The organism is Nocardioides gilvus, assembly GCF_003194605.1.
GTDB lineage: Bacteria > Actinomycetota > Actinomycetes > Propionibacteriales > Nocardioidaceae > Nocardioides > Nocardioides gilvus.
Window position 1 is genome coordinate 216,255 of sequence record NZ_QHKY01000003.1, and the last position, 15,689, is coordinate 231,943.

General features: G+C 67.7%; 18 protein-coding genes. 12 read left to right on the top strand and 6 right to left on the bottom strand.

Annotation, left to right across the window (positions count from 1 at the left end):
* Positions 1-278 precede the first annotated feature (278 nt).
* Positions 279-1,958: a sodium:solute symporter family protein gene (locus tag DNK52_RS09925; RefSeq protein WP_204163482.1), complete on the top strand. Its 1,680-nt coding sequence runs from the start codon at positions 279-281 to the stop codon at positions 1,956-1,958.
* Positions 1,959-1,983: 25 nt separating this feature from the next.
* Positions 1,984-2,115 carry a putative transporter small subunit gene (locus DNK52_RS16320; RefSeq protein ID WP_239455487.1) on the top strand — a complete coding sequence of 44 codons (132 nt, stop codon included), beginning with the start codon at positions 1,984-1,986 and terminating at the stop codon, positions 2,113-2,115.
* Between the two features lie 60 nt (positions 2,116-2,175).
* On the opposite strand, the gene hflX is transcribed toward DNK52_RS16320, so the two are convergent.
* From hflX to miaA, 4 genes are all read right to left on the bottom strand, one after another.
* Entirely contained in the window at positions 2,176-3,699 is a 1,524-nt protein-coding gene (gene hflX / locus DNK52_RS09930; RefSeq protein ID WP_110240843.1) for a GTPase HflX, read from the bottom strand.
* An 81-nt stretch (positions 3,700-3,780) separates the two neighbouring features.
* Complete coding sequence (dapF, locus tag DNK52_RS09935; RefSeq protein WP_110240844.1) at positions 3,781-4,635, bottom strand: diaminopimelate epimerase; 855 nt, start codon at positions 4,633-4,635, stop codon at positions 3,781-3,783.
* Between the two features lie 31 nt (positions 4,636-4,666).
* Positions 4,667-5,194 carry a dihydrofolate reductase family protein gene (locus DNK52_RS09940; RefSeq protein WP_110240845.1) on the bottom strand — a complete coding sequence of 176 codons (528 nt, stop codon included), beginning with the start codon at positions 5,192-5,194 and terminating at the stop codon, positions 4,667-4,669.
* A 269-nt stretch (positions 5,195-5,463) separates the two neighbouring features.
* Positions 5,464-6,387 carry a tRNA (adenosine(37)-N6)-dimethylallyltransferase MiaA gene (miaA, locus tag DNK52_RS09945; protein ID WP_110240846.1) on the bottom strand — a complete coding sequence of 308 codons (924 nt, stop codon included), beginning with the start codon at positions 6,385-6,387 and terminating at the stop codon, positions 5,464-5,466.
* A gap of 64 nt (positions 6,388-6,451) precedes the next feature.
* Here miaA and DNK52_RS09950 point away from each other — a divergent pair, with 64 nt between their 5' ends.
* On the top strand, positions 6,452-6,658 hold the full coding sequence (locus tag DNK52_RS09950; protein WP_110240847.1) for an antitoxin: 207 nt from the start codon (positions 6,452-6,454) through the stop codon (positions 6,656-6,658).
* Positions 6,655-7,137: an NUDIX hydrolase gene (locus DNK52_RS09955; RefSeq protein WP_239455488.1), complete on the top strand. Its 483-nt coding sequence runs from the start codon at positions 6,655-6,657 to the stop codon at positions 7,135-7,137. The genes DNK52_RS09950 and DNK52_RS09955 overlap by 4 nt, the downstream gene beginning before the upstream one ends.
* On the opposite strand, the gene DNK52_RS09960 is transcribed toward DNK52_RS09955, so the two are convergent.
* Positions 7,116-8,063, bottom strand: a complete 948-nt coding sequence (locus tag DNK52_RS09960; RefSeq protein WP_162598716.1) for a PDDEXK family nuclease — start codon at positions 8,061-8,063, stop codon at positions 7,116-7,118. The genes DNK52_RS09955 and DNK52_RS09960 overlap by 22 nt on opposite strands.
* Before the next feature lie 207 nt (positions 8,064-8,270).
* Here DNK52_RS09960 and DNK52_RS09965 point away from each other — a divergent pair, with 207 nt between their 5' ends.
* Positions 8,271-8,570 (top strand): hypothetical protein, encoded by a 300-nt coding sequence (locus DNK52_RS09965; RefSeq protein WP_110240849.1) that lies wholly within the window; start codon positions 8,271-8,273, stop codon positions 8,568-8,570.
* Positions 8,571-8,650: 80 nt separating this feature from the next.
* On the opposite strand, the gene miaB is transcribed toward DNK52_RS09965, so the two are convergent.
* Positions 8,651-10,159 carry a tRNA (N6-isopentenyl adenosine(37)-C2)-methylthiotransferase MiaB gene (miaB, locus tag DNK52_RS09970; RefSeq protein WP_110240850.1) on the bottom strand — a complete coding sequence of 503 codons (1,509 nt, stop codon included), beginning with the start codon at positions 10,157-10,159 and terminating at the stop codon, positions 8,651-8,653.
* A gap of 157 nt (positions 10,160-10,316) precedes the next feature.
* On the opposite strand from miaB, the gene DNK52_RS09975 reads away from it, so the two are divergent.
* From DNK52_RS09975 to DNK52_RS10005, 7 genes are all read left to right on the top strand, one after another.
* On the top strand, positions 10,317-11,081 hold the full coding sequence (locus tag DNK52_RS09975) for an amino acid ABC transporter ATP-binding protein (RefSeq protein ID WP_110240851.1): 765 nt from the start codon (positions 10,317-10,319) through the stop codon (positions 11,079-11,081).
* Between the two features lie 75 nt (positions 11,082-11,156).
* Complete coding sequence (locus tag DNK52_RS09980; protein WP_110240852.1) at positions 11,157-12,035, top strand: glutamate ABC transporter substrate-binding protein; 879 nt, start codon at positions 11,157-11,159, stop codon at positions 12,033-12,035.
* A 103-nt stretch (positions 12,036-12,138) separates the two neighbouring features.
* Positions 12,139-12,789, top strand: a complete 651-nt coding sequence (locus DNK52_RS09985; RefSeq protein WP_110240853.1) for an amino acid ABC transporter permease — start codon at positions 12,139-12,141, stop codon at positions 12,787-12,789.
* Positions 12,786-13,682: an amino acid ABC transporter permease gene (locus tag DNK52_RS09990; RefSeq protein WP_110240854.1), complete on the top strand. Its 897-nt coding sequence runs from the start codon at positions 12,786-12,788 to the stop codon at positions 13,680-13,682. Before DNK52_RS09985 ends, DNK52_RS09990 begins: the two co-directional genes overlap by 4 nt.
* Before the next feature lie 30 nt (positions 13,683-13,712).
* Complete coding sequence (locus DNK52_RS09995; RefSeq protein WP_239455489.1) at positions 13,713-14,420, top strand: TetR/AcrR family transcriptional regulator; 708 nt, start codon at positions 13,713-13,715, stop codon at positions 14,418-14,420.
* A gap of 36 nt (positions 14,421-14,456) precedes the next feature.
* The gene (locus DNK52_RS10000; protein WP_110240855.1) at positions 14,457-14,954 is read left to right on the top strand and encodes a MarR family winged helix-turn-helix transcriptional regulator; all 498 of its coding nucleotides are present in this window, start codon (positions 14,457-14,459) and stop codon (positions 14,952-14,954) included.
* 107 nt (positions 14,955-15,061) lie between these two features.
* A complete protein-coding gene (locus DNK52_RS10005) occupies positions 15,062-15,688 on the top strand; it encodes a DUF2975 domain-containing protein (protein WP_110240856.1) in 627 nt (208 codons plus the stop codon).
* Position 15,689 lies beyond the last annotated feature (1 nt).

Below are 15,689 nucleotides of genomic sequence, written 5' to 3' on the forward strand. Positions count from 1 at the left end.
AGCCGACAAGGGCCACCCAATCCGGGGGACCCTTGGTCACAACGCGCCACCAGCATGGGGAGTTCCCCGCCCAATCGTTGAAAGTGGTCGTTGCTGTTAGCGTGCTCGGGACCGGAGCCCCCGGGATTGAGTTCTCAGGGCGGGCTCCACGCGCGCCCTCTCGGGGACCTGCCCCGACGTCTGCCCCCAGGGCTGATGTGGCCGCCACGTGCTGACTTCTCGATTCGACTGCTCCGTGGCGGGGTGCGCCGTGTGGACCCGGCAGCTAGGAGCAATGAGTGAACAGCGAGACCGTGACATTCGGAGTCGGGACCATCATCCTCCTCCTGGTCCTCTTCTACGGGGCGACCTTCTGGGTTTCCACCCGGATCGGCAAGAGGGACGAGAACGCCGACGGCTACATGACCGCCGGACACAACATCGGCTTCGGAATCTCCGCAGCCTCCATGACCGCCACGTGGATCTGGGCGTCGTCCATGTACGCCTCGGCGACGTCGGGGTACACGTACGGCATCTCGGGGCCGATCCACTACGGGCTCTGGGGTGCCCTGATGATCCTCTTCATCTACCCCTTCGGGAAGCGGATCAGGGCGGTGGCACCGAAGGCGCACACCCTGGCCCAGGTCATGCACGTGCGCCACGGTCGTTCCAGCCAACTGATGCTGGCCGGCTCCAACGTCGTCGGCAGCGTCATCAGCCTGATGTCGAACTACATCGCAGGTGGCGCGCTGATCTCGTTGCTCTCACCGTTCAACTTCATCCAGGGCGTCTTCATGGTCGCCGGCGGGGTGCTGCTGTACACGCTGTGGTCCGGCTTCCGCGCCTCCGTCCTCACCGACTTCGGCCAGGTCGTGATGATGCTCGGTGTCGTCGCGGTCGTCGTGCCGGTCATCTTCTTCGCCGCTGGGTTCCCGGGCGCCTTCAACTCGGGCGCCGGCAACCTGACGGAGCAGCAGTCGTCGTTCTTCTCCAGTGAGGCCTTCCTCAACCAGGGAGCGCCCTACATCGCCGCCGTGCTGGCGTACGCGATCGGCAACCAGACCATCGCCCAGCGTCTCTTCGCGGTCCGCGAGGACCTGATCAAGAAGACCTTCATCACCGCCACCGTCGGCTACGGCGCGATGGTCATCGGCGTCGGGATGCTCGGTGTGATGGCCCTCTACCTGGGGCTCGAGCCGGTCGACGGTGACATGAACAACCTGATCCCGCAGATGGCGGTCAGCTACCTCCCGGCCATCCTGGTCGCGGCGCTGTTCGTGATGATCATCGGCGCGCTCTCCTCGACCGCCGACTCCGACCTCTCGGCCCTGTCGGCCATCGTGATGACCGACATCTACGGCCAGAACGTCGCCGGGCGCACGAAGGCCGATCCGAGGACGATGCTGCTCATCGGCCGCGGCACGATGGTGGTGGCCAGTGCCATCGCGATCGCCGCTGCCAGCCTGCAGCTCAACATCCTCGACCTGCTGGTCTTCGTCGGCGCGTTGTGGGGTGCGCTCGTCTTCCCAGTGATCGCCAGCTTCTACTGGAACAAGGTCACCAACACGGCCTTCACCGTGGCCGTGCTCGCGGCCCTGGCCGTCTTCCTGCCGGTCCGTTTCGAGTGGATCCCCATGGCCGGCGCGACCGGATTCGTCGTCGACGTCATCGCCATCGTCGGTGTCGGAGTCGTGCTGGGCCTGATGGCCTTCGGCTTCTTCGGCCTCAGGGTCGGCCAGATCGTTGCCGTCGTGGCAGCGCTGGCCGCTGCCCCGTTCGCCCTGGGCGAGCTCCACGAGTACGCCACCCTCAGCGGCTCCTTGGTCGCGTACGCCGTGAGCACGGTCGTCTGCTGGGCCATCTCGGTGCGCTCGGACGAGGAGTACGACTTCGACCGGATCGCCCGTGAGATCGGTGACTTCGACCCGGAGCACCAGCTCGCGCGCAGCGCTGACCCGGACCCCGACCCGGTCCACTGACGCCCACACCCACCCGAGGAGAACCATGGAACACATCGGCCTGACGCTCTACGTACTCATCTGGCCCGTCATCGTGGCGGCAGTCCTCGTCGTGCTGAGCACGGCGTTCATCCGCGACTGGCGCGTGTCCCGTCGCGACGGTGAAGACATCATCTGAGTCCACCGCGCGCAACTGATCGGACGTACGCGGCCACGACCGTGACCGCGTACGTCAGGCTCAGTCCGCGTCGTACGCAGCCAACTCGTCGGCCAGGTCCTCATGGGCCCGGCCGGCGACGCGCGTCCCGTCGCCGGTGTGCTCGAGCGACTCGATCTCGCCGTGCTGGTGCAGCTTGTTGAGCAGGTCGCCCCGCTCGTACGGGAGCAGCACGTCGAACTCGACCGCCGGGCGGGGCAGTTCGTCCTCGACCAGCGCGAGCACGTCCGCGATGCCTTCACCCGTCTTCGCGCTGACCACCACGGAGTGCGGCTCGCGCTGACGGATCCGGGCGATGGTCATCGGGTCGGCCGCGTCGGCCTTGTTGATCACGACGATCTCGGGGATCTGGCCGGCATCGATCTCGGAGAAGACCTGGCGCACGGCGGCCAACTGGCCCTCCGGGTCCGGGTGTGAACCGTCGACCACGTGCAGGATGAGGTCGGACTCGGCCACCGCCTCCAACGTCGACCGGAAGGCCTCGACCAACTGGTGCGGGAGGTGCCGGACGAAACCGACGGTGTCGCTCATGGTGTAGATGCGACCGTCAGTGGTCGTCGTACGCCGCGTCGTCGGGTCCAGGGTCGCGAAGAGCGAATCCTCGACCAGCACCCCGGCGTCGGTGAGGCGGTTCAGCAAGGACGACTTGCCGGCGTTCGTGTAGCCGGTGATCGCCACGCTGGGGACCTGGTTGCGTTGCCGCTGCGCCCGCTTCGTCTCGCGTGTCCCGGCCATCACCTTCAGCTCGCGACGGAGCTTGGCGATACGGTCGTTGATGCGCCGCCGGTCGGTCTCGATCTTGGTCTCACCGGGGCCACGCCCACCGATGCCCTCACCGCCGGCGACCCGTCCACCGGCCTGGCGCGACAGGTTGCCACCCCAACCACGCAGCCGCTGCTTCATGTACTGCAGCTGAGCCAGCTCGACCTGCGCCTGACCCTCCTTGGACTTCGCGTGCTGGGCGAAGATGTCGAGGATCAACGCGGTCCGGTCAACGACCTTGACCTTGACCCGGTCCTCCAGGTTGCGGAGCTGGCTGGGCGCCAGCTCACCGTCGCAGATGACGGTGTCGGCCCCGGTGGCCTTCACGATCTCGGCCAGGCCCTCGACCTTGCCGCGTCCGATGTAGGTGGCCGGATCCGGGCGCTGCCGGCGCTGGTAGATCGCCTCGAGCACCTCCGAACCGGCAGTCTCGGCTAGGGCTGCCAGCTCGGCCATCGAGTTCTCGGCGTCCAGGATCGAGCCCTCGGTCCAGACTCCCACGAGCACGACCCGCTCGAGTCGGAGCTGGCGGTACTCGACCTCGGAGATGTCCTCGAGCTCGGTGGAGAGCCCGGCGACCCGCTTGAGGGCGTACCGCTCGGCCAGATCCATCGAACCGGTGGTCTCGGCCAGCTCGGGATCGGGTTCGTCGGCGTAGCCGGAGACGAAGTCGTCGTCCGCGGTCAGGTCGGTCGGGTCATCGCTCAACTCGATGTCGTCGGTGTCCCAGGCAGTCGTGGCGTCGAGGGCATCGGCGAGCGAGAAGTCCTTGTGGTTCGTCATATGCCACCCAGCCTAGATCGGGCAGGGTGACGGCGCACCTGAGTATTCGAGCGGCATGCTCCGTGCCGACCCCGGAACCCCTCAGAGATCGGTCTTGCCCAGATCCGTCTTGCCCAGATCCGTCTTGCCCTGGGCCACGATCACGGCCGGACCAGTCATCAGGATGCGGTCGTCGTCTGTCCAGGTGATCTCCAGCGTGCCGCCCGGCACGTCCACCACGTACGCAGTCCCCCGCGCCGCGTCGTCGGCCAGCGCTGCGGCGACCATCACCGCACAGGCCCCGGTGCCGCAACTGCGGGTCTCCCCCGAGCCGCGCTCGTGGACCCGCATGGCGACGTGGGCCGGGCCGCTACGTACGACGAACTCGACGTTGACCCCGTGGGGGTAGACGTCCCGGTCGTGGCCGGGGGCCGTGAGCAGGTCACCGGCGTCGCTGAGGTCGTCGACGAAGACCACGGCATGTGGGTTGCCCATGTCGACGTTGACGGCCGACCACGTGTGCTCGGCCACCGTCACCGTCGACTCCTCGCCGAACTGCGGGGAACCCATGTCGACCGTGATCCGGTCGCCGTCGACGGTGACCGTCTTGACGCCGCCTCGGGTGCCGACCTCGATCGGTCGGCTCGCGTCGACGAGCCCCTCGGCCACCAGGTGCAGCGCGAACACCCGGACCCCGTTGCCGCACATCTCGCTGAGCGAACCGTCGGAGTTGCGGTAGTCCATGAACCACTCGGGCCCTGACCCCTCCGAGCCCGACCCAGCGAGGGCTGCCGTACGGATGACGCGCAGCACCCCGTCGGCGCCGAGCCCGGACCGGCGATCGCAGAGTGCACGTACGCGGGTCGCCGAGAGGTCGCCGTGCACCGTGCCGTCGTGGTCGGGCAGCAGGACGAAGTCGTTCTCCGTGCCGTGGCCCTTGAGGAAGGGATAGCTCACGCGCCCATCCTTCCACTGCGGTGGACGCCGCTCACAGCACCGTGTAGCGGGTGCAGACGAAGTCGCCGTTGCGAACGACCTCCTCCAGTCTCAACTCGACCCTCGCCGGGAGCAGCGGAGCGCCAGCACCGAGCGTGACCGGGGCGAACTGCACCCAGAGCTCGTCCACCAGGCCGGCCTCGATGAACTGCGCGACCAGAGCTCCGCCGCCGACCAGCCAGACGTCCTTCTCGCCGGACGCTCGGGTTGCTGCGGCATGGATGCTGCGGACCTCGTCCAGGCCGTCGGCCGCGGTGAAGGTGACCGCGTCCACCTGGTCGAAGTCCCGGTGGGTGAGGACCCAGGAGGGAGCCCCGCCGAGCGCCCCCGTCTCGCCGTGGTCGAGAAGCCACTGCCAGGTGGAGGCACCCAGGATGGTCGCCCCGACGCGCGGTTCGAAGGTCTCGAACCCCATGTCCTTCGAGCCGTCGATGTCTCGGGGCACCAACCAGGAGAGATCGTGCTGCGGATCGGCGATGAATCCGTCCAGGGAGGAGCCTGTGTAGAAGATCGTCGTCACGCCTCATTGTGACCCAGTCCACGACCCCCGCGGGAGGGCGCACGGAAGATATATCGCGCAGGGCCCTTCCCAACCACCATTACCTGTGGGTAAGTTTCGGTTACGTAGGGAACGGCGAGAGCCAAGAACTACTCAGAATTTTCGTCCGGCCCGGAGGGCTGGGCGGGACCCCGGTCTGGGGAGGGAGACACGAGGGGCGATCCGCTTGCGGGTCGCCCCTTTGTCGTCCTCGGACCGGCCTTGTCATTCTCCGACCGGACTTGTCGTTCTCAGACGGCCCGGGTGGCAGCCCTGATCGCCGCGACGGCCTGCTCGACCCGGTCCTCGGCGTCGAAGCGCACCCACACGATGCGGGGGTCCTTGCGGAACCAGCCGTCCTGCTTGCGGGCGAACCGTCTGGTCGCCGCAGCGGTGCGCTCCTTCGCCTCAGCCAATGTCAGCTCGCCGGCCAGATGGGCCACCACCTCGCGGTAACCGATCGCCACCGAGGCCGTACGCCCCTGGGCCAGCCCCTCGTCGAGCAGGCGCTCGACCTCCGCCACGAAGCCGTCGGCAAACATCGCCTCGACCCGTTCGGCGATCCGCGCGTCCAGGGTGGGACGGTCGATGTCGACCCCGATCTGGACCGATGCCGGGTCGAGGTACTCGAGCCGCGGCAGGCTCGCGCTGTACGGACGACCCGTCAGCTCGATCACCTCCAGCGCCCGCACCGTACGCCGCCCGTTGTCGGGCAGCATGCCTGCCGCCGCCACCGGGTCGAGCTCGACGAGTCGTCGGTACATCGCCCGGGCACCGAGCTCGGCCAACTCGGCCTCGAGTGCCGCACGGACGCCCGCGTCGGTCCCCGGGAAGTCGAACTGGTCGAGCACCGCGCGCGTGTAGAGGGCGGAGCCACCCACCAGCACCGGCGTACGTCCACGGGCGCGGACGGCGGCGATCGTCTCGCGGGCCATGGTCTGGAAGCCGGCGACGGTCGAGGGCTCACGCACCGACATCAGGTCGAGGAGGTGGTGCGGGACGCCGCGCCGTTCGGCGAGGGGCACCTTGGCCGCCCCGATGTCCATCCCGCGGTAGACCTGCATCGCGTCGGTGTTGACGATCTCACCGTCGAGACGTTCTGCCAGGTCGAGCGAGAGACCGGTCTTGCCCGCGGCGGTCGCGCCGACCACGGCGACGATCGGCGGCAGTGTCATGGGGCTAGTGTTCCAAACGCGCTCGTGCCGCCGCACTTGCGCTCTGCTCGACGAAGGAGACGTCATGGGATTCATGGACAAGGCCAAGGCCAAACTGACCGACGCCGTCGACAAGAACGGCGACAAGATCGGTGGCGCGCTCGACAAGGCTGGCGACCTGGCCGACACCAGGACCGGCGGCAAGCACACCTCGAAGATCGACCAAGGCGTCAAGAAGGCGAAGGACGCGCTCGACGGTCTGGACCGCAAGAAGGACGACGACGTCAAGTGACCTCGCCCGAGGTGGACTCCCCCACGAGCGCCGTCCCGGACTTCGCTGTCGTCCCCGCCTCCTACGTGTACCTGGTCCGCGACGGGGTCGACGGCCTCGAGGTGTTCCTGCAGCAGCGCGGCTCCGTGCCCTACATGTCCGGTCACTGGGCGGCCGGCGCAGCGGGACACGTCGAACGTGGTGAGGACGCCTTCGCCGCGGCCCGGCGCGAACTGCGCGAAGAGTTGGACATCGAGGCGGACCTGCAGTTCGAGTTCACGATGCAACGCACCCAGCACACAGTCGCCATCGAGGAGCGGGTCGACTTCTTCTTCACCGCCCGGAGCTGGACCGGTGAGCCCCGCATCGTGGAGAGCACCAAGTGCAGCGCGCTGGGATGGTTCCCGCTGGCCGCCCTCCCCGAACCGTTGGTGCCGCACGAGGCGCACGCCCTGGCCCACCTCGGCGGTGGCGAGCGCTACCTGACGTTCGGTTTCTGAAACTTGGTTCGCGGACGGACGGAGTCAACGTCGTAATTCCGCCTGTTTTGAGGCGTTTTTCGGGGTTGACTCCGTTCTTCCGCAGCGGCCGCCAAGGTGGCCTGCACCCGTGCCGGCTCGAGCACCACGTCGTCCCACGTGAAGCGCAGCACCATCCACCCCTCGACGACGAAGCGGTTGTAGCGACGGGCGTCGCGGACCAAGGCCGAGCGCCCCCCATGCCACTCGAACGAGTCCGCTTCGGCGATGATCCGCAGCTCGGTGTCGACCAGGTCAGGGCGTCCCATGAACTCCCCGCTGCGATCGTGGAGACGCACCTGAGGTCGCATCCGCAGGGCGGGGACGTCGAGGCTGATCGCTCGCAGACCGGACTCGAACGAGTTGGCCGCGCAGTCAGTGGCATGGGCCGCGACCCTTCGCGCCTGCCCGGAACCTGGCCCGCGTGCCTCGGCGGCGATCCGGTGCAACCACGCGGGTGCCCGTCCAGCACGCAATGCCGAGTCCGCCACGCTCAACGCACGGCGCACGTCAGGAATCCTCAGGCAGTCCAGCATGGTCCGGTCCTGGCTGGTGTGACTCCCGCTGATGTCGTCGGGCAGCAGATCCGCGCGATGGAGCACCACGTCAGGCAGGTCAACGGCCTTCACGCGACGTTTGGTGGGGAAGGTCAGGTGGCTCTGCTCCGGGGGCAGCAGTACCGACCACCCGTGCTGCAGGGCCGCGCTCTCGTGGGAGACCACTGCGCTGAGCCCATGTGCACGGGCGAGGTCTGCCGTGAGGTGCGGGAGTCCGTAGCGACCATGCCCCACCCGGAGCACTGACCCGTTCACCAGAGTCCGATCCACCTCGCTCCGCGAGAGTCTGGTGAGCAGCTGGGCCCGCGTCGCCACCCCGCCCCAGCGCCGCAACAGCTCATCGACCTCCACCCAGTCAGCATGGTGAATCACCGCGGCGCCCGCCGATCCTCTCCACAGGCGCGTGCGGAGTCGGCTCGTGCGGTGTCGGCGAGCTTGCGGGGTCCGCGTCCGGCGGCCGCGTGGGATCGAACCGGCCCACCGGCCGCGGCGCTTGTTTCCCAGCCACCCCGGTGGGTACACGGGAGGGAGCGGTTCCACCGATGTCAGGAGACACCCATGAACGACGAACTTCCCCCCATGCCTGAAGCCAGGACCGAGGATCCCGAACTCCACCCCGGCGGCGTCGACGCGATCGAGGACGAGGCGGATCGCGGAACCATGGGCCGCGATCTGCCGCCGAGTGAGAACCCGGCCGTCGACGACGCCCTGCCCGAGGAGATCGCCGAGCAGGACGACAAGGACCAGGCACCCTCCGGCGAGGCCGACCAGGAGGCCGGCACCGACAGGACCGAGGACGAGGACGGCCCGGAGGCGGGTCAGGTCGACGAGGAGGGCTCCCCCGAGCCGCCCGCCTGACGACGGAAAAACTGACGCCCTGCAGAGATCTGCAGGGCGTCAGAGCGTCCGGACGATGTCGCGTTCGGGCGACGCCGCGATCAGCCGCAGGCGCTGGTCATCGGCGGCAGCGGTGCGGGGACCCCGATGCTCGGCATCCCCAGCCCCACGCCGGTGGGCACCACGGGCTCGGCATTGCGCCGCTCCCAGGCGTCTCCGGCGCGCGTACGGCGTACGTTCACCACCGGTGAGTCGGCGACCAGGAAGTGCGGAGCCGCCCGGGTGATCTCGACGGCGACCATGTCGCCGGGGCGTACGGAGTCGGCCTCGACCTGTGAGAAGTCCGAGGCGAAGTGCACCAGGCGCCCGTCAGCCCCGCGGCCGGACAACCGATGGGTGGCGCCGTCCTTGCGACCCTCCCCCTCGGAGACCATCAGCTCGACGGTGCGGCCGACGATCTTCTGGTTCTCGGCCCAGGTGATCTCCTCCACCAGCGCGGCGAGGCGCTGGTAGCGGTCCTTGACGACCTCGGGAGCGATCTGGTCCGGCATCGTCGCGGCCGGGGTCCCGGGGCGGATCGAGTACTGGAAGGTGTAGGCCTGCGAGAAGCGGGCCTGGCGCACCACGTCGAGGGTGGCCTGGAAGTCCTCCTCGGTCTCGCCGGGGAAGCCGACGATGATGTCGGTGGTGATCGCAGCGTCCGGGATCAACTCGCGTACGCGGTCGAGGATCCCGAGGAACTTCTTCTGGCGGTACGAGCGCCGCATCGCCTTGAGCACCGCGTCGGACCCGGACTGCAACGGCATGTGCAGTTGCGGCATCACGTTGGGGGTCTCGGCCATCGCCACGATGACGTCGTCGGTGAACTCGGCCGGGTGCGGCGAGGTGAAACGCACGCGCTCCAGACCCTCGATCTCACCGCAGGCGCGGAGCAGTTTCGAGAAGGCCTGACGGTCACCGAACTCGACGCCGTACGCGTTGACGTTCTGCCCCAGCAGGGTCACCTCGGTGACGCCCTCGGCAACCAGCGCGCGGACCTCGGCGAGGATGTCGCCGGGGCGACGGTCCTGCTCCTTGCCGCGCAGGGCGGGCACGATGCAGAACGTGCAGGTGTTGTTGCAGCCGACCGAGATGGAGACCCACGCGGCGTACGCGGAGTCGCGCTTGGTGGGCAGCGTCGAGGGGAAGACCGAGAGCGACTCAAGGATCTCGACCTGGGCGGCCTCGTGCGAGCGGGCCCGGTCGAGCAGCGCCGGCAGGGAGCCGATGTTGTGGGTGCCGAAGACAACGTCGACCCACGGGGCCTTCTTGACGATGGTGTCGCGGTCCTTCTGCGCCATGCAGCCACCGACGGCGATCTGCATGCCGGGCTTCTTCGCCTTGACCGGCGCGAGGTGGCCGAGGTTGCCGTAGAGGCGGTTGTCGGCGTTCTCCCGGACCGCGCAGGTGTTGAAGACGACCACGTCCGCCTGCTCGTCGGACGGCGCGGCGACGTAGCCCGCGTCCTCCAGAAGGCCGGTGAGGCGTTCGGAGTCGTGGACGTTCATCTGGCACCCGTAGGTCTTGACCTCGTAGGTGCGCGGCTGGGCGGTGATCACTGCTTCAGTCATGGCGCCTCAAGAGTACGGCGAGGAGTGCTGAGGTGCCCAAGTCTGCGCACCGACGACAGCGTTCGGGGAGCGCTCGGAGGTCACAGAGGCATAAAGGTCGCGCTCTCCCCGGCGTTGGGTGTGGCCCCGGTCACGCATTTCGGCATAGGTTCCTCCCATGACAGCGACGGCGCAGCCCACGAGCACCGACGACCTGGTGGTGCTCAGCGGGGTCAACAAGTACTTCGGGGACATGCACGCGCTCAAGGACGTGAATCTCTCCGTCAAGCGCGGTGAGGTGGTCGTGGTGATCGGGCCGTCGGGCTCCGGCAAGTCGACGCTCTGCCGCACCATCAACCGCCTCGAGACGATCTCTGACGGCTCGATCACGATCGTCGGGGAGAAGTTGCCCGAGGAGGGCAAAGGGCTGGCGAACCTGCGGGCCGAAGTCGGGATGGTCTTCCAGTCCTTCAACCTCTTCGCCCACAAGACGATCCTCGAGAACGTCACCCTCGGCCCGATCAAGGTGCGCAAGGTCAAGAAGGACGCGGCGCAGAAGCGGGGCATGGAGCTGCTCGAGCGCGTCGGCGTGGCGCACCAGGCCGAGAAGTATCCGGCCCAGCTCTCCGGTGGTCAGCAGCAGCGGGTGGCCATCGCGCGCGCCCTGGCCATGGACCCGAAGGTGATGCTCTTCGACGAGCCCACCTCGGCGCTGGACCCGGAGATGATCAAAGAGGTCCTCGACGTCATGGTCGACCTGGCCAAGGGCGGCATGACGATGGTCGTGGTCACCCACGAGATGGGCTTCGCCCGCACGGCGGGTGACCGGGTCGTCTTCATGGACGAGGGCGCGATCGTGGAGGAAGCCACTCCGGAGGAGTTCTTCACCAACCCGCAGACGGAGCGCGCCAAGGACTTCCTCGGCAAGATCCTCAAGCACTGACCCCGGAGTCGGGAGCTGTGGCTCCCCGACCGTCGACATCCGATTCGCAACAGATCGCAACATAGGGAGAAGAAAATGAGATTCACCCGAACGAAGGCCATCTTGGCGGTGGCCGGCATGTCGTTGGCCCTGGCCGCCTGCGGCAGCGACTCCGACGACGGCCCGGAGGTGGCGAGCGACACCGACTTCGAGGCCGGCACCACGATGGCGGAGATCGCCGACCGCGGCACCGTCACCATCGGTACCAAGTTCGACCAGCCCGGCTTCGGTCAGAAGAACCTCGAGGACGTCCCCGAGGGGTTCGACGTGGAGGTCGCCAAGATCATCGCGGGCGCGATGGGCATCGAGGCGAAGGACATCACCTGGAAGGAGGCTCCTTCCGCCATCCGTGAGCAGGTGATCGAGAACGACGAGGTCGACTTCGTGGTGGCGACCTACACGATCAACGACGAGCGCAAGAAGCGCATCACCTTCGCCGGGCCCTACTACCAGGCCGGTCAGCAGTTGATGGTCAAGGATGACAACGACACCATCAGTGGCCCCGAGGACCTCAAGGACAACCCGGACGCCAAGGTTTGTTCGGTCACCGGATCGACCCCGTCGGAGAACATCAAGGAGTACCTCGCCAATGACCGGCAGCTGGTGCTCTTCGACATCTATGACAAGTGCGCCGACGCCCTGAGCAACGGTCAGGTCGACGTGGTCACCACCGACAACGTGATCCTCGCCGGTTTCGTCTCCAAGTCGGACGGCGACTTCAAGCTCGTCGGTGAGCAGTTCACCGAAGAGCCGTACGGCATCGGCATCAAGAAGGGCGACGTCGAGTTCTGCGAGTTCATCAACAAGACGCTCGCCGACAACGAGGACGCCTACAACGAGGCCTGGTCGTCGACTGCAGGCGAGGTCGAGGGCTCCGAGCCCGCCGAGCTTCCCGAGGCTGACTCCTGCTCGTGATCCGCACCTGATCCACCCATCTGAGTTACGCCGGTCGCCGGCGGCAGCGTGATCCTTCACGAGGTCGCCGGCGGCCATCCCCCTCCCACGTACGAGGAGCGCTGTGGACGCCGTCTACGACAACCTCGACCTCTTCTGGTCGGGCTTCCTGCGGTCCCTGGGCATCTGCCTGTGGGGCATGGCCGGTTCGCTGGTGCTCGGCACGCTGATCGCGGCTTTCCGCGTCTCCCCGATTCCCGCCCTGCGCTGGTTCGGCACTGCGTGGGTGACGCTCATCCGCAACTGTCCGCTGACCGTGGTGCTCTTCATGTTCGCCTTCGGTCTGCCCGAACTCGGCATCAACGTGTCCTACTACCTCTTCGGTGTCAGCGCGCTGGTCCTCTACACCAGCGCCTTCGTCTGCGAGGCGATCCGTTCGGGCATCAACTCGGTCCAGCTCGGCCAGGCAGAGGCAGCACGCGCGATCGGCCTCACCTTCGGCCAGACCCTGGGTCAGGTGATCCTGCCCCAGGCCCTCCGCTCCTCGCTCCCGCCGCTGGGAAGCGTCATCATCGCGATGTTCAAGAACTCCGCCCTGGTCGGCGCCTTCGGTGTCGGCGGTGACCTGTGGGGAGTGGGCAACCAACTCACCAGCGCGCAGGGCTATGACGCCCTCCCCGTCTTCACGGGAGTCGCCATCGGATACCTGTGCATCACCCTGCCGGCCGCAGCACTCCTGGCCACCGTCGAGCGAAAGGTGGCGATCGCACGATGAGCACTGCAGTCCTCTACGACGAGCCCGGGCCCAAGGCCCGGCGTCGGTCTCTCATCGGGACCGTGGTGGCAGTGGTCGCGTTCGCGGTGATCCTTTACCTCGGTTACCGCCGCCTCGAGGAGCGCGGTCAGTTCGACTCGGATCTGTGGTACCCACTCCTGAACCCCACCGACCCGCAGTTCCGCCTCGTCTGGGAGCGTCTGGCCGAAGGACTGATGGCGACCCTGGTCGCTGCTGCCCTGGCGATCGTCTTCTCGCTGACCATCGGCACCGTGCTCGGCGTGGGGCGCCTCATGCTCGGACGGCTGGGCCGCATCCCCCTGGTCGCAGGCATCGAGTTGTTCCGTGGGCTCCCGGTGATCGTGACGATCTTCTACGTTTACGCCCTGAAGAATCATTTCAAGGCCGACATCTCGTGGCTGCCCGGCGAGGACGGTCTCTGGTATCTCGTCCTGGGTCTGACCATCTACAACTCCGTGATCATCGCCGAGATTCTTCGTGCGGGTGTCAACTCGCTTCCGTCCGGCCAGGCAGAGGCAGGGCTTGCCATCGGGCTCACCCCTCGCCAGACCATGGTGGCGATCCAGTTGCCGCAGGCGTTTCGAACGATGCTCCCGGCCTTGATCAGCCAGCTCGTGGTGATTCTCAAGGACACCTCGTTGGTCGCGGTGCTGGGTCTGTACACGGAGTTGCTCCGCCGGGGCAACCTGATTTCCCAGGTCCTCGACAACCCGCTCCAGGTCCTGTTCGTGGTGGCACTGATCTTCATCCTCATCAACTACGGCCTCTCGCGGCTCGCCACCTTCGCGGAGCGACGTCTGAGCACGCGGACGGCGGGCGCCCCCGCCACGACCAGCGCTGTGCCGGGCGCCGGCGCTGCGACCGGCCTGTGACCTCCGTGCTCCGTCAGGCATCCTGATCCTGTGACCACCAAGAAGCCGCGCCGGATGACCGGCGCCGAACGGCGCGAGCAACTCATCGAGATCGGTCGGGGTCTCTTCGCCGAGCGCGGCTTCGACGGCACCGCCATCGAGGAGGTCGCGACCCGGGCCAAGGTCTCCAAGCCAGTGGTCTACGAACACTTCGGTGGCAAGGAGGGGCTCTACGCCGTCGTCGTCGACCGCGAGGTGACCCAACTGCTGGCGATGATGCGAGCCTCGTTGACCGGCGGCAGCTCGCGCGAATTGCTCGAGGCCTCGGCGGTCGCCCTGCTCAACTACATCGAGTCAAACCCGGACGGCTTCCGGATCCTGGGCCGAGACAGCCCGATCGGCGCGTCGAGCGCCTCCTTCCAGTCGATCATCGGCGACGTCGGCAGCCGGGTCGAGGGCATCCTGGTGGAGGCCTTCACCCGACAGAAACTCGACGCCCGCCACGCACCGATGTACGCGCAGATGCTGGTGGGCATGACCGTCACCCTCGGCCAGTGGTGGCTGGGCGTACGCAAACCCAGCAAGGAGGTGGTGGCTGCCCACCTGGTCAACCTCGCGTGGAACGGGCTCTCCGGGCTGGAGGCCAAGCCGGTCCTGCGCACGGCGCCCACGATTCCGGCAGCACCCCTGGCACCCGCACCTCCCACAGCACCGGGGGAGTCGACAACACCAGCCGCACCCACTCCGCCATCCTCTTGACATCAAGAATCTCGATGGTCCGTTAGGCTGAGCGGCATGCGCGACGAAGTCGACGACCTGGTGGAGGCATGGGCACGAGAGCGCCCTGACCTCGACCTGGTGCCGGTGGAGGTGTTCAGCCGGATCGGCCGCATCGCCCGCCACCTCGACCTGGCCCGCAAGAGCGCCTTCGCCGACAGCGGCGTGGAGTCGTGGGAGTTCGACGTCCTCGCCGCCCTGCGCCGGGCCGGAGCACCGTACGAGCTCTCCCCCGGTCGTCTGCTGCGCGAAACCCTGGTGACCTCGGGCACGATGACCAACCGGGTCGACCGCCTCACCACCCGCGGCCTGGTCGAACGGATGCCAGACCCGAACGACCGACGTGGGGTGCTGGTCCGCCTCACCCCCGAGGGCAAGACCCGCGTCGACACCGCCTTCGAGGCGCTGCTGCAGGCCGAGCGGGCGCTGATGCCGGAGCTGGGCCCCGACGACCGCGAGCAGTTGGCCACCCTCCTGCGGCGACTGCTTGAACCCTTCCGCCGCCCCGCACCCTGATCGAGCGAAGCGGCGCCCAGCGGCCTGGACATCCAGCACTTCGACGCCCTGGCGCTTATCGTTCTTCGTTGTTATTGTTTTTCGATAACAACGAAACCGGAGACGCCATGAACGCCACCCTCACCAAACTCCTCACCTTCGATCGCGTCGACCACTGGGGCGTCCGCATCCTCGTCTGGTTGACCGTCGCGGGGACCGCCTTCGTGACCGTGGTGCGGCCGCTCCTCCACTGGGCCTGGGGCAACCCGCTCGTGGGCGAGATCAACGTCGACCCCGCCCGCGCTGGCGCACCCAGTTTCGAGGCACGCGACGGCGCGACGCTGACGTGGAGCGGCGAACTGTGGGTGGAGCTCGCCTCCCCCACGGCGATCGACCGCCTCACCGCGCTGGCCCCCGGCGTGGTGCTGACGACCGTGGTCGCAGTGCTCGCCCACCTCGTCCTGGCCCTGATGCGCGGCGTCGAGGTCGGGCGACCCTTCAGCGCCACGAACGTACGCAGGTTGCGACTGATCGCGGCGACCCTGCTGGGGTCCATGGTCCTGATGCCGGTGACCAACGCCCTGCGCGAAGCGATGTACGCCAGCTCGGCCCTGGTCGACGTCGAGGACGCGATGCTGATCCTCAGCCCACTGAGCTTCCTCACCCTGGGGATCGCGGCCCTGGTCGTGGCGGCGTTGGCCGAAGCGTTCTCCCGTGGCTCCCGCCTCGAGCACGACGTCGACGGGCTCGTCTGAC

Excerpts from the sequence above, each read along its gene's own strand:
- DNK52_RS16320 (WP_239455487.1), top strand. The coding sequence starts at position 1,984 with ATGGAACACATCGGCCTGACGCTCTACGTACTCATCTGGCCCGTCATC.
- hflX (WP_110240843.1), bottom strand. The coding sequence starts at position 3,699 with ATGACGAACCACAAGGACTTCTCGCTCGCCGATGCCCTCGACGCCACG.
- miaA (WP_110240846.1), bottom strand. The coding sequence starts at position 6,387 with ATGACACTGCCGCCGATCGTCGCCGTGGTCGGCGCGACCGCCGCGGGC.
- DNK52_RS09950 (WP_110240847.1), top strand. The coding sequence starts at position 6,452 with ATGGGATTCATGGACAAGGCCAAGGCCAAACTGACCGACGCCGTCGAC.
- DNK52_RS09965 (WP_110240849.1), top strand. The coding sequence starts at position 8,271 with ATGAACGACGAACTTCCCCCCATGCCTGAAGCCAGGACCGAGGATCCC.
- miaB (WP_110240850.1), bottom strand. The coding sequence starts at position 10,159 with ATGACTGAAGCAGTGATCACCGCCCAGCCGCGCACCTACGAGGTCAAG.
- DNK52_RS09975 (WP_110240851.1), top strand. The coding sequence starts at position 10,317 with ATGACAGCGACGGCGCAGCCCACGAGCACCGACGACCTGGTGGTGCTC.
- DNK52_RS09980 (WP_110240852.1), top strand. The coding sequence starts at position 11,157 with ATGAGATTCACCCGAACGAAGGCCATCTTGGCGGTGGCCGGCATGTCG.
- DNK52_RS09990 (WP_110240854.1), top strand. The coding sequence starts at position 12,786 with ATGAGCACTGCAGTCCTCTACGACGAGCCCGGGCCCAAGGCCCGGCGT.
- DNK52_RS10000 (WP_110240855.1), top strand. The coding sequence starts at position 14,457 with ATGCGCGACGAAGTCGACGACCTGGTGGAGGCATGGGCACGAGAGCGC.
- DNK52_RS10005 (WP_110240856.1), top strand. The coding sequence starts at position 15,062 with ATGAACGCCACCCTCACCAAACTCCTCACCTTCGATCGCGTCGACCAC.